Source organism: Archangium gephyra, from assembly GCF_049060025.1.
Taxonomy (GTDB): Bacteria; Myxococcota; Myxococcia; order Myxococcales; family Myxococcaceae; genus Archangium; species Archangium gephyra_A.
Genome location: NZ_JBMEQQ010000002.1, coordinates 8,298,085 through 8,315,143, shown reverse-complemented (window position 1 = coordinate 8,315,143; position 17,059 = coordinate 8,298,085). Strand labels below are relative to the sequence as shown.

Genomic DNA, 17,059 nt, shown 5'->3' with positions numbered 1-17,059 from the left:
GCAATATACGCAATTCCCTACCCAGACATACCCCGAGGAGGAGGCCTCTCCGCGGCCTTGGGATTGGCCCCCGCCGCAGGGAGCCTGAAGGTGGCGGTGGCGCCCCGTCCCAGCCCCTCGCTCTCCAGCGTCAGCTTGCCGCCCATGAGTTGGGCCGCGAGCGCGCTGGAGTGCAGGCCAATGCCATGGCCTTCCTTGCGGGTGGTGAAGCCCTGGGTGAAGAGCCGCCCGTGCACCTCGGGGGCGATGCCCCTGCCATTGTCCACGACCTGGAAGAGGACCCACTCCCCTTCCGCATACAGCCGGATGAGGATCCGGCGCTGCCCCGGGACCACCGCCTCCAGGGCCTGCCGGGCATTGCTGAGCAGGTTGAGGAGGATCTGCAGCAGCCGGTGCCTGTCCACCTTCATCCTGGGCAGCGGAGACAATTCCTTCGTCACCTGCACGCTCCACTGTTGCAAGGCGCCCGCCTGCAGCCGCAGGACTTCGTCCAGCACCTCGGCCAGGTCACACTCCTCCACCAGCAGCGTGGACTTCGCGTAGGCCTGCTGCATCTGGATGATGGTGCGCACCCGGTCGACGTTCTTCGACAAGTCATCCATGCCTTGCCGCAGGGAGACGCGCTCCTGCGCCAGCTCGCCCGCGAGGCTGGAAAGGTAGGTGAAGAGCTGGTGGCCGCGGGGATCATTCGTGAGGAAGCCCGCGAGATCCGAGCGGTGCTGCTCCAGGAGCTGGACCACCTGCTCGACACGGCCCATGCGCGAGGCCACCACCGTGCGGCGCAGGGCCTCGCTGTCCACCACGAGGCTCGTCAGGGCGTTGCCCACGTCATGCAGCACGCTGGAGGCGACCTCGGCCTTGCCCACCATGCGGGCCGTCTCCACCAGGCTCGCCTGGGCCTGTTTCAGCTCACGCGTGCGCTCCTCCACGCGCGACTCCAGCTCCTCGTTGGCCCGGCGCAGGGCGGCCTCGGCCTGCCGCACCTCGGAGTAGAGCCTCGCGTTCTCCATGGAGATGACGGCCTGGGAGGACAGGTGCTGCAACAGGGTGATGCGGCTGGGGTTGAAGGCCTCCGAGGTGAGGGCATTCTCCAGGTACAGCACCCCGTAGAACTCCTCCTTGCGCTTCAATGGCAGACACAGCACGGAACCGGCCCGGCTGGTGGTGCCGGCCGGACCGGAGAAGGCATGGGGCTCGGAGGTATCCGCGATGAGCACGTGCTCGCCCGTGCGCCGCACATAGGACACCAGCGCCCCCGGCGGCTCCCAGGTGGCCAGCTCCGGCGCGACCGCCCGCACCTCTTCGTCGGCGGACTCCACCCGAGCCACCACCGTCAGCGTCTCCCCTCGCAACAGCATGAGGGCGCCCCGCTGAGCCCCCGCGTTCTCCATGGCCACCCGCACGAGGATGCCCACCAGCCGCTCCAGATCCATCTCACTGGAGATGGCCTGCTGCGCCTTGACGAGGCTGAGCGCGTCCAACAGCTTGGAGGCCGTGTCGTAGCTGGTGGTGCCCTGGCCACTGAGGACCAGCCGGGAGATGTCCGGCCACTGCTCGTCCAGGTGCCGCACCTTGCCCTCGGCGCCCCACTGGAGATAGGCCTCGCGCGCCTGGCGGGCATAGGCCAGGGCGATGAGCGGTATCCCCGCCTCCTTCCAGAAGCGCGCGGCCAGCTCGCTCGCCACGGCGACGTTGTGGATGAGGCCATGCTCACGGGCGGCCTGGATGGCCTCCTCATAGCCGTGGACGGTCGCCTCGAGTCTGCCGTGCAGGCGGTGCAGCTCCGCCGCCACCATCCGCTCGGCCGCGCGGAACGTCTCCGGACTGCTCGTGGCCCACGCCTCCAACTGCCGCCGGTGCTGCTGGATGTCCTTCAGGTACTGCTCCCGCAGGGGCGCCGGGGCCTCCCGGCAGCACGCCGCCAGGGCCAGGGCCCTGTAGAGGTGGTGGTCGAGCAACTGGATGCGGCCGATCACCGCCCAGAGCATCCCCTGGGCCTTCTCCGCCGCCTGGCGCGCCTCCTCGAAGGCACCCGCCATGAAGCGGGAGCGGGTCTTGATGACGGGATACGAGCACTTCAGCGGGGCCATGCCGCTGCTCAAGAGCCCCTCGAGCTCCTCCTCGTTGAACCCCTCCCCGTTGAGCGAGCCGAACGACACGGTGAGCCCTCGCAACTGCCGCACGAAGGCCCCCAGCAGCCCGGTGATGTTTCCCGCGTCCCGGAAGCCGCTTCTGCGCGCGAACCCGGCATACGTGGCCGCCTCGCGCTCCACCTCGCCCAGCTCGGCGCCCAGGGAGAGCTGAAGCCAGGCGATGAAGATGCAGCAGTAGCCGGCGATCTGCAGATCCCCCGACAGGAGCGCCTGCTGAAAGGCCTTCTCGTAGAGCTCCCTCGCCTCCCGCAGCGGCCTCACCCAGAGGCTCACGTGCCCCTGGGTGAAGAGGACCCGGGCCCGGTAGGCGGAGATGTCATTGCGCTCGACGAACTCACACGCCAGCCGGCCAAAGGCATATCCCCGGTGGGGATCCTTGAAGAGGCAGCTCGTCACGAACCCATACCAGACATAGGCGGACGCGGACTCGTCGGTGCTGCCATGGCGGAGCGTCAGCGCCACCATGCGGCACAGGTGCAGGGCCAGGAGCGTCTCGCTGGTGAAGAAGGCCGGCGCGAACAGGGCCCCGAGCAGCCCCATGACCGTCTTCATCTCCGGGTCCGTCATGGAGGGCAGCTCGACGAGGCTCTCGATGGAACGGCCGCCCAGCAGGGACTCCACCTCCAGGTGGGCGGCGGTCACCTCGTCCCAGGTGGGCCTCGCGGGGATGCGCACCCCGAAGCGCTCCAGACACTCCAGCAGGCAGGCGGCGGCGGCCTCGGGCTGATTGGCGGTGAGGAAGATGCTGCTCTCGAGCCGGTAGGCCGCCGCCAGCTCCTGGTGCGAGAGCGGCCTCGCGCGAAGCTCCGTGACGATGCGGCGGGCCTCGGGGCCATTGCCGCTCATCAGCTCACTCTGGGCCTGTCCCAGGCGCAGCTTGAAGGCCAGCTCGGGCACCGCCTCCCACAGGTCCCCGGGCATCAGGCGCACGGCCATGGAGAAGTACCCGATGGCCGAGCGGTGGGCGGTGGAGGACTGGGCGCGAAAGCCCGCCTCGGCATTCAGCCGCGCCAGCCGGGTGCGCTCCTCCGTATCGCCCATCAACTCCACGCCCGCGTTGAGCTGCCCCACCACGTCGAAGAGGCGCTCGCGCAGCGCCTCGGGCGAGAGGCGCGTCCACAGCAACCTGCCAATCCGCAGGTGGGTGGCCTTGCGCTCCTGCTCGGACAGCATGCCGTAGGCAGCCTGCTGGATGCGGTCGTGCAGGAAGCGGTAGTGCTGAGCGCCGGCCTGCATCACCAGGTCTTCCTGAAGGGCCGGCTCGAGACCGAGCTCCACCTCGGAGGCTTCCTGTCCGGAGAGGAGGGCCAGCTTCTCCAACGGGAAGGTGTTGCCCACGCACGCGCCCAGACACAGCAGCCGCACGGCCGGAGCGGGCAGCTTGCGCAGCCGCCCGGCCATGAAGTCCACCACGTTGTCCGAGTAGCCCATGGCCCGCACGGCGTCCGCGTTCCAGAGCCACCCGCCCTGGGGCACCCGCTCCACCAGGCCGTCCTGGTAGAGCGTCTGCAGGAACTGGAGGAGGAAGAAGGGGTTGCCGCCCGTCTTGGCCTGGAGGAGCTCCGCCAGCGGCTCGAGCATCTGCCGGTCCGCGCCGGGCAGGGCATCCGCCACCAACTGCCGCGTCTGCGGGGGCGAGAGCGGCCCCAAGTGGATGTGCGCGAGCCGGGCCCCTTCCTTGCGCGCCTCCTCCAGCACCAGCGCCAGCGGATGCGAGGTGCCCACCTCATTGTCCCGGTACGCGCCAATCAGCAGCAGCGGCGGCGTGTCCGGATGGGTGATGAGGTACTTCAGCAGCTTGAGGCTCGCGAAGTCCGCCCACTGCAGGTCGTCCAGGAAGAGCACCAACGGCCGCTGGGGAGAGGCGAACACGCCCAGGAAGCGCTGGAAGAGGCGGTTGAAACGGTTCTGCGTCTCGGTGGGCGGCAACTGCGGCGCCGGGGGTTGCTTGCCCACCACCCGCTCCAACTGGGGCACCAGGTCCACCAGCACCTGCCCATTTCCCTCGAAGGCCTCTCCCAGACGCTGACGCCAGGCCGCCACCTCCTCGTCGCTGCCCGCCAGCACCTGCTGCACGAGCGCCCGGATGGACTGGGCCAGGGTGGCGTAGGGCACGTCGCGCTGCAGGGGGTTGAACTTGCCACCCAGGAAGAAGCCCCGGCGCTCCAGCACCGGCTTGTGCAGCTCCTGGATGAGGGAGGTCTTGCCAATGCCCGAGTAGCCACGCACCAGCACCCACTCGGGCCGTCCCTCCCGCGCCACCTCTTCGAAGGCCCCCAGCAGCGTCTCGACTTCCGCGTCACGGCCGTAGAGGTGTTGGGGAAGCTGGAAGCGGGCGGGGAAGTCCTGGAGGCCCGGCGTGAAGTCCTCCTGCACGCCCCGCCGCAGCGCCTCCCGGCACCGCTCCAGATCGGCCTTCAGCCCCTCGGCGCTCTGGTAGCGCTCGTCCGCGGCCTTGGCCAGCAGCTTGAGCACCACCGCCGAGAGCATGGGGGGAATCGACGGCACCACCTGGTGGGGCGGCACGGGCATCTGCGAGATGTGCGCGTGCAGCCACTCCAACGGATCCTTGCCCCGGAAGGGCAGGCGCCCCGTGAGCAACTGATAGAGCGTCACGCCCAGCGAATAGAAGTCCGTGCGGTAGTCCACCACGCGGTTGATGCGCCCGGACTGCTCCGGGGACATGTACGGCAGCGTGCCTTCCACGAGCGAGGCGGTGGCGCCCTCCACGTGCTCCACCTGCCGCAGGGAGGCCAGCCCGAAGTCGATGAGCCACACCTGCCCGCCCGGCGAGAGGAGGATGTTGGCGGGTTTGATGTCCTTGTGGATGACGCCCCGGCGGTGCACCTCCGCCAGCGTGGCGGCCAGGGGAATCGCGAGGGAGAGGACGTCGGAGAGCGCGAGGGGCTGGCCCAACTGCTCCGAGAGGGCATCGCCGCCCACGTCCTCCAACAGCAGCACGGGCCGCTCCTTGAGCACCTCACAGCCTCGGGTGGCGAGCACCCCGGGCGTGCCTCGCAGGCGCTGCAACACGCTGTACTCCCGCTGGTAGCGCGCGCGCTCGCGTGGACCGAGATGGTCGTTGCGCGGAGTCTTGACGATGACGGGCAGCTCGTCGGCCTCACGCAGCGCCTGGAACAGCAGGCTGCTGCTCGTCATCTGAAAGAGCCCGAGGAGCTTGTACCCAGGGATGTCCATCATGTTGGTACGGCAAGTTCTTAACACTTCGCCCTTGCTGCCCCAACGATGGACAAACCCTCACGCCTCTCGCGAAACCGCGTGGCCTACTCGGGGTGAGAGTCCTTCCCGCGCACCGTGTGGCCCGCTACGGGAAAACCTCTAGCGGGCGCGCTCCCGGGCCTCCTGCTCGCGATCGAAGTCCACGAGGGCCTGGAGGATGCGCTCGCGCGAGTCGGTGAGCAGCAGGTAGCGCGCGTAGTCCTGGCCCCGCGCGAGGTGCTCCAGCAGCGGGTAGACGGGCCGCGTCCGCGTCCAGAAGTCCTGGCCCAGGAAGATCATCGGGCTGACCACGCCCACGGTGTTGTAGTGGTTCTGGCAGGCGTCCTGGAAGACCTCCTGGATGGTGCCGGCGCTGCCCGGGGAGTAGATGATGCCGCCCCGGGCGATGGTGAGCAGGCCATCCTCGCGGACGCTGTTGGCGAAGTACTTGGCGATGTGCGTCGCGAAGGGATTGGGCGGCTCGTGGCCGTAGTGCCAGGTGGGGATGCCCAGGCTCTCGCCGATGATGCGGTCCGCGTCCCTCAGGGGCCAGGTGGCGCGCACCTCGAAGGCCCGCGAGAGCCACTCCCGGTCCTTGTAGCTCGGCGCCTTCGCGAGGACCTCAAGGGCGGCGGACAGTTCGGCCTCGGTGCGTCCGGCGAACCAGGCGCCCACGTGCGTGGCCTCCATGGCGCCCGGCCCGCCGCCACTCACCAGGAAGAAGCCGAGGCGCGCCAGCTCACGGGCCAGCTCCGCCACCGCGCGGTAGTCGGGCTGCCCGCGGAGCATGGAATGGCCGCCCATGATGGCCACCACCCTGCGCGGCCGGCCCTGGCTGTGCTGCGCGAGCACCTCCTCCATGGCATCGGTGACGGCATGGTCGTGGAGCCGCTGCGCCAGTGTCTCCAGCAGCGAGGGCGAGTTGGCCGCGCCCCGCGAGTTCCAGTGGGCGTAGATGCGGGCGTCGGGCGTGTCCGCGTAGCTCTCGGGGCGCGTGGGATCGAAACCCGCGTACAGCTCCTCGGGCGAGTAGAGGCCGCCCCGGTACGGGGAATAGGGCAGCCCCGAGAAGGGCGGGAAGACCATGGCCCCGTGCGCGACCACGGTCTGCAGCGCCTGCGTCTCGAGCTGGCAGCCCAGGAAGACGGTGCCCGAGAGGTCCGCGCTCAGCAGCACCCGCGTCTGCCCCGTCAGATCCAACCCCTGGAGGATGACGTTGGCGAGGCTCTTGCCCCCCGCCAGGTGCTGCTCGAATGCCACGAGGGTTTCAATCTCGACCAAGAGGACCTCCAGAAGGCGAAGAGCCTCCGAAGGTAGCAGGAGGCCCTCGCCGCCGGGATGATTCCTCGACTGCTCACGGCCCGGACTGGGGGCCGAAGGACTCGGCGCCACGCGGCTGCCGTCCGTAGGCCTCGCCCGGCTTCAGCGGCGCCAGCCACAGCAGGTCCATGGCCGTCTTCCCGTCCGCCGCGAAGAGGGACACCTCGGGCCGCTCCGGGTCGAGCGTCGCGCCCAGGTGCGCCGTCCCCACCGCCCCCTGCCGGAAGGTGACGGTCTGTCCGGGCTCGACGGTGAGGGCGGGCAGCGTCCACTGCCCGGGCACCCGGGTGAAGCCCGAGAGGTGCAGGCCGCCCACGGACACCGGCACGGAGCCCCGGTTGTAGAGCTGCACCCAGAAGGCGCCCGAGGCCTCCCGGCCCACCCGGTCGATGACGAGCGCCCCGTTGCCGTGCGCCTCGACGTCCTGGATGTGCTCGAGCAGCCACTTGCGGCGCTCGCGCACGAAGCGCTTCAGGTGCTCCGTGCTGCGCGCGACGTGAGGGGGGCTGACGTATGGATCCACCGTCTTGCCGTCAGGGCCCGGCACGATGAACGGGGCGAGCAACTTGTGCATGGCCTCCACGCGCGGGGCGATGTTCTCCTCGGTGAACCACGTGTCGAGCAGCTTGCGCAGCCGCTCCACGTACCGGGCGCGCAGGCCCGGGTCGTCGTAGATGCGCGTGGAGAGCGTGCTCCAGGCGGGCTTCATGTCCTGCATGTCCGGGAAGGTCCGGCGGAAATCGGCCAGCTCGTACGCGCCCGGGTCGTACGCCGTGAAGCTGAAGAGCGGATGCTTCTCCTTCACGCCCTGGATGACCGGGTTGGTGCGGTTGTAGAGCGACAGCGCGTTGTTCAGGTCCCACGGCACGTACGACCACTTCCCCGTCTCGCGGTCGTAGATGAGATAGCTGCGCGAGTCGCCCTGCAGGTCGTTGTTGATGAACGTCTCCAACGCCAGCCAGGTGAGGTAGTCCTCCAGCTCCAGCCGCTCCTGGACGAAGGCCGGGAAGCGGTGCGGCGGCGTGCGGTTGACGCCCTCGACGAAGCTCCACAGCCGGTCCCAGGGCTCCTTCTCGTTCGTCTTCTTGTCCCAACGCTCCTGGTACGCCTCCTGGGGCGGCTGGCGCATCTCGCAGTCGTGCATGCCGCAGCGGTAGAGATCCCCGTCCTCATCGAAGTCGTGGGCCTCGAGGAAGTCCTTGTTGACGGACTCCAGCTCGGTGAAGACGCCCTCGTACTTCGTGATGACGCTGCCGTCGTCCTGGACGAGGTGGAGCTTCACGTGGACATAGCGGGCGTTGGGCACGCGCAGGCCCACGCTCGCCGCCAGGTCGTACCAGAGCTTCTCGGTGAGGTAGCCGCTGTCCTTCCACGTCGCCAGCAGCTCGATGTTCTTCTTCCCCTCGAAGCGCCCCTCCTTCTTGTCGAAGCGCACATCCCAGGACTTCTTCACGACGCGCGGGTCCGTCTTGGTGGAGCGCCCGCGGAAGCTCAGCAGCGCCGGGTACGAGCGGCCCCCGGTGGTGAAGCGGCCCTCCACCTGGAACTTCTGAGAGGCGGGATCCGGGATGTGGGCCCAGAGCTGCTGGTAGTCCCGCTGCGTCAGCGTCAGCTCATAGGTGGAGATGGACGTCTGGAGCGCCGGCCACCGGGGCTTCGCGGGCGAGGGCCTCGAACCCGTCTGGTTGCCACCATCCGGCGTGCCCGCGTCCGGGGGCGTTCCGGCATCCGGAGAGCCCGCGTCCGGTGAGGTGCCCGCATCGGGGCGGCCCGCGTCTGGCGTCCCGGCGTCGGGAGCCACTCCGGCGTCGGGCTGCCCGGAGTCAGAGATGTCCGTGGGATCCCTCCGGGTGTCCGGTGGAGGCTCGCTCGAGCCACAGGCACCCAGGAGGAGGAGAAGTCCGGTGAGCAGCGCGATTCTCATGCGCTCCACCCGGGAGCAAGGGCTGCGCCAGGGCCGGAGTGTTGTCCGCGGGAGGAATCAGGGCAACCCGCGGGTGGTACATGAGAAGCGGGCTACCCAGGGCGGGTGGAACGCGGGCCCTGGAGAGCACTCAGTGCGTCGCCGAGGGGCGCGCCGGTTCCCTGGCCTCCACACGCATCCGCTGGATGAGCGACTGGTAGTAGCGGTGCAACGAGATGTTGAGCGGATCCACGCTGAGCGCCTCGGCGTAGCGCGCCAGTGCACCATCGAGCACGTTCTGGGCCTCCAGGAGGATGCCCTCGTCGAAGATCGCACGCGCGCGGGACTCGGCGTCCGGACGGGCGGCGAGGAAGGCCTGGCGCAGGCGCTCCACGGCGTTGAGCTGCACCCCGGCGGCGAGGCAGCGGGCCACGCCGCGGAAGTTGCCCCGCGAGGCATCGAAGCGCGCACGGGCCAGGGGCTCCGCGAGGGTCTTCCGGGCGGTGTCCACCTTCTCCCGGAGGGCCGCGAGGGCCTGACGCTGCGCGGCCGGCAGGGGCCGCTGCCAGAAGGGCTCCAGCCGGCGCTCGGCCTGGACCACGCGCCGCATCACCTCCGCGAAGTCCGCGTGCGGGTGGACGGCCAGCAGGGTGTACGGATCCTGGCTGCACGCGGCGGCGCGCGACAGGAGCTGGGCGAAGCTCCGTGTCCGGCAGGGGCTCCGCGGGGGGCGGGGCCAGCGCCTGGGCGATCAGCCGGCGCACGTCGTCGGAGGGCTCGGAGAAGTGGAGGATGTAGCCCTGACGGCCGCCCCAGGTGCGCGCCTCCTCCGCCGGCAGCAGGCGCACCACGTCGCAGGTGCAGGCGAGACTCCAGCCGTTGAGCGAGAGCTCCACCTCGATGCGGGCCCCGAGCCTCGGCAGCGTCCCGTCACAGGCGATGCGCAGCCCCTCCTGGCTCACGTCGTTGACGAACACCGGCTGCAGCCCCTTGCCCTCCGGGTCCTCGACGCGGACGTGGAAGGCCGGGGGCGCCAGGCAGCCGAAGGCGGGCCGCCGCATGGCCTCGTGCAGGGCCGAGCGGAAGGCGCGGGCGGTGGCGAAGCGCTCATCCGGACGCAGGGACATGGCCTGCATCAACACCGCGGACAGGGCCTGCGGCACGCGCGACTCGAGGATGTGCGGCGGCAGCGGCTTCGTGGGCTTGTGCACGAGGAGCATCTCGCCCATGCGCCCGCCGCCGCCGAAGGGCAGCCGCCCGGTGAGGAGCCGGTAGCCCAGCACCGCGAGCGCGTACAGGTCCGCGCGGCCATCCGGCTCGGCACGCACCCACAGCTCGGGCGCGAGATAGCCCGGACTGCCCACCACCATGCCCGCGGCGAGTTCCTCCTCGGAGAAGCCCGCGGCCAGGGTGGCGGACATGCCGAAGTCGAGCAGCTTCACGCGCCGCTCGCCATCGCGGCCGGTGGTGAGGATGAGGTTCTCCGGCTTGATGTCGCGGTGGACGGCGCCGCACGCGTGCGCGGCCTCCAGGCCCTCGAGCACCTGCGAGAGGAGGAAGACGACTTCCGCGGAGGGCAGCGGCAACGGCAGATGAGACAGGGCCGTGCCGTTGACGTACTCCATGAGGAGGCAGTGGTGCCCGCTGGGCGCCTGGCGCACGTCGAGCACCCGGGCGACGCTCGGGTGGATGATGTGCTGGGCGGCGCGGGCCTCCGCGTAGAAGCGGCCGAGCACCGCCGGATTGCTGGCCAGGTGCGGGTGGAGCACCTTCACCGCGAAGTGCGCACCGCTGGACGGGTGCTCGGCGAGGTACACGCTCCCGAGCGCCCCCGCGCCCAGCTTGCGCACGAGGACCAGCGGCCCATGGCCCATTCCGGACAGCGCCTCGCTGTCACACGGAGGACTCTCGGGCCGGATGCAAGGAACCGTGGTTGGATGATCATTGAAGCAGTGGTTGCAACCCATCGCCGCCCCCCAGCAGCGCTTGCCTGGAAGGCAGCGCAACCGTGGAGCTTTGCAACCTGCATGCACCCTTGCTTCGTTACGAAACCAACGCGGCAAGCGCCGGAAGTGCCGTTGCGCGCCGTTGGAAAGACGGAGTCGTCCGGTAATTCCTGCAAACACAGCCCTGAAAGAACGGATGTCCCTCTCTTCTCTTGAGAGAGAAGAATGGGGTGCGGATGCCCACCGCACAACGTCTCAATGGAGGACTTTGGAGAGGTCCGCGAGGGACGGAAGGCGGGTGGGCGGGGTGTGGTGAGCGTGGTCGTAGAAACACCCGGGCCCGAGCTGCTCGATGAGCGCGTGCTCCCGCACATCTCCCTGCTCAGTGCCAGCATCGGTGGGCAGCTCGTAGGGCTGGACGAGGACGATCTCCTCACCGAGCGGCCTACGGCAATCCTCGGGCAGTGAAGTGAGACGTTCGCCGAACATGCGTACGAACGGAGGACCGAAGAAGTTACGCCAGAAGAGGCCGGAGAGACCCGCGCTGTAGTTGCGCAGGGTGAAGGTCTCGATCGAACCGAGGCCGTCCTCGGCGGGGACCAGACGCCGGGTCTTGCGCTCGACGTCCTCGCCCAGGGCGGACTGCGCCAGCGGGGAGCTCACGAGGCGCATGATTTCGGCCACTTGCTCGGCATGCGCGGCACACCATGCGGGGTTGGACGCTAATTTGGCGGAGGCCCTCCACGCGATGTCTCCGTTGTAGCAATAGGGCCGGGAATCATAGCGGGCGGGAGAGATACAGATGAAATCACTGTCCGTCCGCGCCGCGATGCAGAGGGACTGATGTTCCTCGTAGGTGGCGATGAGCGCACCGTAGTCGATGGGGCCAGGAGCGAGCTGTTTTTCAAACGAAGGGCCGTGCTCATATCGTCTGGGCACGAACCACCGGTACTTCTCGAAAACGAGCCGAAGAAGCTCCCGAACCACGGCACTGGACGGTCTGCCCGGCGGAAGAGCGATGTCCGACTTGAGATAGCGAAAGCGCGGCATGAGCGGGGCTCAAGGTGAATACCTCACGCTCGCCTTCCCGTCATTCTCCAGCTTCTTGAGGGCATAAAGTAGTGGCTCGGTCAGATGTGTCTTCCCCAAGGGGTGTTTCGCGGAACGAACCCACAGCTCGATATGCCCGCCGTATTTCGCCACGTAATCGAGCATGGCCTGGAGATTCCCCGTGTGAGCCAACTCCTGGCGGCCCTTCGCCTCGATGAATCGATAGGGCTCACCCCACACCAGTTCGCTGGGGTTGCCGCGCACGGAGTCCGGGATGAACCCCATGCCTCCCCTGCCCGGCGGGGGCATCATCACCGCCGTGTTCTTCGCGTAGCCACCGGTCTTGAGAATGCCGTCCTCGAAGACGTTACCCGCCTGCCTGTTGGCGAGGATGGAGCGGTAGAGCCGCTCCCACTCCGGATCCACGGCGGAGGAGAAGCTCCGGTACTTGCGCGGGTGGCGGAACTGGTAGTCCACCCAGCACTGGGCCATGTGCTGGGGAGTCCCGGGGAAGAGTCGCGTCCCGTCGGGCAGCGTGCGCATCCCCAGCACGGGCAGCACCTGCCCATGACCCAGGGCATTGGCGGCCAGGCGCAGCGGCTGCTCCAGCGTCCCGGCCATCCGCTGGAGGAAGGCCAGTTCCGCGTCGGTCAGCGTTCCGCCCCTGTCCGCGGCCCGCTGGAGGATGCGCTCAATCTCCTTCACGTCGTCGGGGTTCAGGTGGGAGGCGACACGGGAGAGCACCCGCACCTCGTCCAGGCTCCTGCCGGTGACGAGCGCCATCCGCTGGAGTGCTGCCTCCCCGCCCTGCTTCAGCAGCTTGCCGTTGACGAACGGCAGCAACGCGCCAAGCAGATGGATGAAGCGCTCGGGATTGCTCAGCGAATGCCCGGTGAAGCTGTAGCCGGACATGGCCGCCGTCAGGTCCGTCGCCTCTCCAATGAGGGGCGTGAGGCCGAAAAGCAGCTCCACCACCAGCTCTTCCGCCGTGTACTCGTCCCCAGGTTGCGGCGTGTAGTCGAGGTGAGGCGGAGCCTTCTTTCCCAGCTCGACGGCGGTGGCCAGGGCCGAGCGGCTGGCCAGCAGGTAGAGCGCGACTTCGGAGGGACTGCGCCGCAAGAAGTCCGGATCCTGGGTATGTCCGTAGGCCCAGGCGAGCGTTGCGCGAACGAGCGCATCCAGGGACTTCTCGCGCAGTGGGTGCTCGGTGAGGAGGTGGCCGGGAGCGATGCGCCGCAGGTGCGCGGCATGTGTCTCCATCAGACGCATGCCCCACTGCAGGTACTCCTCCAGCTTCTCCTCCACCGCCTTCCAGCGGGCTTCCTCCTCCTCGGGGCTCGGAAAGCCAGGGGAGGAGGCTCGCGGCACGGGCAACGGCTCCGGGTGTCCCCAATCACCGCCAGCGGTGTACCCAGCACCAGAGGACAGGGCCCACGCACGGGCGCGCGGGGCCCGCCCGGACTCCGGCCCCGCGCAGGCCAGCAGCAGGAGCAGCAGGACGCTTCCGATTCTCCACCCGGGTGGGCCCTGCCTCCCGCGCATGGCGTCCTACAGGTACTTCTCGCGCTTACGGGCCTTGAGGGCCTCCACCACCTTGCGCACGTCCTGGCTCTTGTCCTTGGGCACCACCAGCACCGCGTCGCCCGAGTCCACCACCACCATGTCGGTGAGGCCCACCACCGTCAGCGGACGCTTCTCGGCCAGCACCACGCAGCCCTTGCAGTCCACCACCACCGCCTCGGCCCCCGAGATGACGTTGCCGTGCTCGTCCGCGGGGCGCACCTCGGGGATGGCGGCGAAGGAGCCCACGTCGCTCCAGCCGAAGTCTCCCGGCAGCACCGCGATGTTGCTCGCCTTCTCCATCACGCCGTAGTCGATGGAGATGGAGGGCAGCTTCGGGAACACGCGCTTGAGCACCGACGCGAAGGTGCGCTTGCCGGCCGCCTTGCGCAGCGCGTCCAGCCCCTTCTGCATCTCCGGCATGTGCTTCGCGAAGGCCTCCAGGATGACGTCCGCCCGGAAGACGAAGATGCCCGCGTTCCACAGGTACTCGCCCGACTCCACGTAGCGCCGCGCCGTCTCCGTGTCCGGCTTCTCGCGGAAGGCCTTCACCCGCCGGGCCCCGCCCTCCAGGCCGTCACCCACCTGGATGTAGCCGTAGCCCGTCTCCGGACGGTGCGGCTTGATGCCCAGCGTCACCAGGTGGCCCTTGGCCGCCACCTGCGCCGCCTCGGCGATGGTCTTCTTGAAGCCCGCCACGTCCGCCACGTGGTGGTCCGAGGGCAGCACCACCAGGATGCCCTCCGGATCCTTCGCCGCCACCTGCACCGCGGCCAGCGCGATGGCCGGCGCGGTGTTGCGCGCCACCGGCTCCACCAGGAGGTTCTTCCTGGGCAGGCCCTTCACCAGCTTCGCCGCCTGCTTCGCGTGCAGGGGACCGCAGACGATGAGGGTGTCCTTCACCGAGGCCAGGCCCTTGAGCCGGATGGCGGTGTCGGTGATGAGCGGGTTCTTCGAGGCCAGCGGGAGGAACTGCTTGGGACGCGCCTTGCGCGACAGGGGCCAGAAGCGCGTGCCAGAGCCGCCGGCCATGATGACGGGATGGAGGGTCATGGGCGGCGCACCATAGCGCCTTGCCCGCCGCCCGCCAGGGGCTCGCTCGCCCGGTTACCCCACGAACGTCGGCAGGAGTTTTGACCCCGCCCCCAAAAGCCAGTCTCATGCCGGGCGCGTTGGAGTCCAAGCACACATCGGCAGGTTTGACGCTCGCCCTCACCCTCGCGCTCGCGGTGGGGTTGTCGCTCGCCCCTCTCCCCGAGGCCTGGCGGCCCATCCCCAGCCTCGCCCAGGGGCCGGTGGGGCCGCGGCTCCTCGCGCTCGTCACCACCTCCAGCGCCGCCGCCAAGCGCAAGGCCATCGGCGTCGAGCCCGACACGGGGCACGCCCCCGAGGTGCCCGTCCTCCCCGAGGAGGAAGAGGAGCCCGAGCTCGTCGAGGCCGACACCTCCTCCGACGCTGGCACCGCGCCGCCGCCTCCCGCCGTCGCCGGCTCCTCCGACACGCTGGGGCTGGCGAACCTCGGCCCCGCCACGCTCACCAAGGCCCTGCGCATGGAGACGCTGCGCGAGAAGATGGGCTCCAAGCACGTGGACCTCGAGCCGGGCTGCCGCCGCATGGGCGCCTCCGGGTGCGAGGAGGGCGGGTTGGAGCCCTTCTTCAAGGCCCTGCGGGCACTGCGCAACGGCGGCCGCACCCTCCCCGTGCGCGTGGAGCACCTGGGCGACTCGCTCATCGCCTCGGACCACATCAACGACGTGGTGCGCGACCGGCTGCAGGAGCGTCACGGCTCGGGCGGCAAGGGCTTCCTCTACATCGATCGCCCCACCCGCTCCGGCCGCGGCGTGCGCGCCGGCCAGGCCTCCGAGGGCTGGGAGTTCATCCGCATCATCGATCGCTCCCCGCCGAGGGACCGGCTCCCCTTCACCGGCGTGGCCTTCACCGCGAACGCCAAGGCCTCCCAGGACGTGCGCTTCGACATCGGGGATGCGCGCACGGCGGAGATCTTCTTCCTCGCCCAGCCGGGTGGCGGCTCCGTGCAGGTGCTCGTCGACGGCAAGCAGTTGCAGCGCGTGCAGACGCGGTGGACGCCGGCCGAGGTGGCCAACGCCCGGGTGAAGCTGCCCGAGGGCGCGAAGACGCTGATGCTCAAGACGCGCGGCAAGGTGGAGCTGCACGGCGTCTCGCTGGAGAACGGCAACCCGGGCGTGGTGTACGACACCCTCGGCCTGCCGGGCGCCTACGCGGGCGTGTTCCTGCGCACCCACCAGCCCTACTTCCGCGCGCAGATGCGCCAGCGCAAGCCCTCGCTGGTGGTGCTCATGTTCGGCGGCAACGAGGCCTTCCGCCTCTCGCGCGACTGGACGAAGCCGGAGGAGATCAAACAGGAGGCCGAGCAGCTCGTGAAGCTCGTGCGCGAGTCCGTACCGGACGCCGCGTGCCTCGTCTGGTCTCCCATCGACGCGGCCGTGCGCACCATGGGCGGCGACCTGGTGCCGCGCCGGAGCTCGCGCATGGTGGCCGACATCTTCCGCGACGCGGCCAGGGAAGGCGGCTGCGCCTACTGGGATGCGCTCGAGGCCATGGGCGGTGAGGGCTCGGCCATCCGCTGGCTGTCCGCGGGCCTGCTCAACGAGGACCTCATCCACCCGCGCGCCCGGGGCTCGGACCTGCTGGGCCACCTCTTCGACCTGGCCATCCAGCGCGCCTATGCCGCGAGCAGCCCGCCCCGCGTGGCCGCGGAGCCCTCGGGCCTCCAGAACACCGAGAAGTCCCTCACCGCCACCTTCAAGCGTCTGAGCAAGCTGGAGAAGGGCGAGGACGCGCGGCTGGGCATCCTCCAGATTGGCGCCTCGCACACGGCCGCGCACTCCTTCACGGACGCGATGCGCAACGCGCTGGCGACGCGCTTCGGCGATGCCGGGCGCGGCTTCATCTCCGCGGGCAAGCCGTCGGACCGGCTCAAGCCCGCGGGCGTCTCGCGCGAGCTGACGGGTGAGTGGACGGTGGAGGACGCGCTCCAGGCCACCACGCCCGGACAGGCCTGGGGCCTCGGCGGCACCCGTGCCGTGGGTGCCCCGGGCGCCTCGCTGCGCATCCGCTTCTGCGAGGGCTGCACCGCCGCCACCACGCCGCCCGCGCGGCTCTCCCTGTACTGGCTGGACGGTCCCGGCAGCGGGCGCATGGAGGTGAAGGTGGATGGCAGCGCCATGCCTCCCGAGCCCGCGCCGCCCGAGCCCTTCACCACGCCCACGGTGCGCATCCGCTCCTTCCCCGTCACCGGGCCCGCCCACGACATCGAAGTGCTCAACCAGGGCGGAGGTCCCCTCACCGTGCTCGGCGCGGCGTTGGACCTGGAGCAGAAGGGCATCGCCTATGACGCCGTGGGCCTGCCGGGCTCCACCGCCTCCACGCTGGCCAGCGTGGACCCGCAGGCGCTCTCCGCGCAGCTCTCCTCGCGCAAGCCCCAGTTGCTCGTCTTCTGGTACGGCACCAACGAGAGCGGCCAGCCGGACCTGGACGCGGAGAAGCTCCGCACCGAGTACGGCGCCCTCATCTCCCGGCTGCGCAAGGACGCGGGCGGCGCCGAGTGTCTCGTCATCGGCACCACCGACCGGCTGCAGAAGAGCGCGGACGGTGGCTGGGAGGACGCACCGGCTCTGGCCCGCGTGGTGACGGCGCTGCCCGAGATGGCGCGCGCGCAGGGCTGCGCGTACTGGTCCCCCCGGGCGGCCATGGGTGGGGACCTGAGCATGCTGCGCTGGCAGCGCGACGGCCTGGGCCATGCCGACGGCATCCACCTGACTCCCGAGGGCTACGAGAAGCTCGCGGGCTCGTTCCTCTCCGACCTGCTCGCGGCCTACGAGGTCTTCAAGACCCAGCCGCCAGCGCTCGCCGCGGAGGGCGGCTGA

General features: G+C 69.8%; 8 protein-coding genes. 1 reads left to right on the top strand and 7 read right to left on the bottom strand.

The features are described 5' to 3' along the window. Nucleotides 1-17: 17 nt before the first annotated feature. The 7 genes from ACN28I_RS36485 to ACN28I_RS36455 form a co-directional block, all read right to left on the bottom strand. Nucleotides 18-5,354 (bottom strand): trifunctional serine/threonine-protein kinase/ATP-binding protein/sensor histidine kinase, encoded by a 5,337-nt coding sequence (locus ACN28I_RS36485; RefSeq protein WP_420946509.1) that lies wholly within the window; start codon nucleotides 5,352-5,354, stop codon nucleotides 18-20. Between the two features lie 138 nt (nucleotides 5,355-5,492). Beyond that, nucleotides 5,493-6,653, bottom strand: coding sequence for an LOG family protein (locus tag ACN28I_RS36480; RefSeq protein ID WP_420946508.1), 1,161 nt, complete (start codon nucleotides 6,651-6,653; stop codon nucleotides 5,493-5,495). A 73-nt stretch (nucleotides 6,654-6,726) separates the two neighbouring features. Then, on the bottom strand, nucleotides 6,727-8,616 hold the full coding sequence (locus tag ACN28I_RS36475) for a CotH kinase family protein (protein ID WP_420946507.1): 1,890 nt from the start codon (nucleotides 8,614-8,616) through the stop codon (nucleotides 6,727-6,729). Nucleotides 8,617-8,708: 92 nt separating this feature from the next. Then, entirely contained in the window at nucleotides 8,709-10,469 is a 1,761-nt protein-coding gene (locus ACN28I_RS36470; protein ID WP_420946506.1) for a serine/threonine-protein kinase, read from the bottom strand. Nucleotides 10,470-10,796: 327 nt separating this feature from the next. After that, nucleotides 10,797-11,591, bottom strand: coding sequence for a hypothetical protein (locus ACN28I_RS36465; RefSeq protein WP_420946505.1), 795 nt, complete (start codon nucleotides 11,589-11,591; stop codon nucleotides 10,797-10,799). A 9-nt stretch (nucleotides 11,592-11,600) separates the two neighbouring features. Further along, nucleotides 11,601-12,959: a pre-toxin TG domain-containing protein gene (locus tag ACN28I_RS36460; protein WP_420946504.1), complete on the bottom strand. Its 1,359-nt coding sequence runs from the start codon at nucleotides 12,957-12,959 to the stop codon at nucleotides 11,601-11,603. A 180-nt stretch (nucleotides 12,960-13,139) separates the two neighbouring features. Beyond that, nucleotides 13,140-14,204 carry a mannose-1-phosphate guanylyltransferase gene (locus ACN28I_RS36455; RefSeq protein ID WP_420946503.1) on the bottom strand — a complete coding sequence of 355 codons (1,065 nt, stop codon included), beginning with the start codon at nucleotides 14,202-14,204 and terminating at the stop codon, nucleotides 13,140-13,142. Between the two features lie 146 nt (nucleotides 14,205-14,350). Between ACN28I_RS36455 and ACN28I_RS36450 the strand changes: the two genes are divergently transcribed. Beyond that, complete coding sequence (locus tag ACN28I_RS36450) at nucleotides 14,351-17,059, top strand: GDSL-type esterase/lipase family protein (protein ID WP_420946502.1); 2,709 nt, start codon at nucleotides 14,351-14,353, stop codon at nucleotides 17,057-17,059.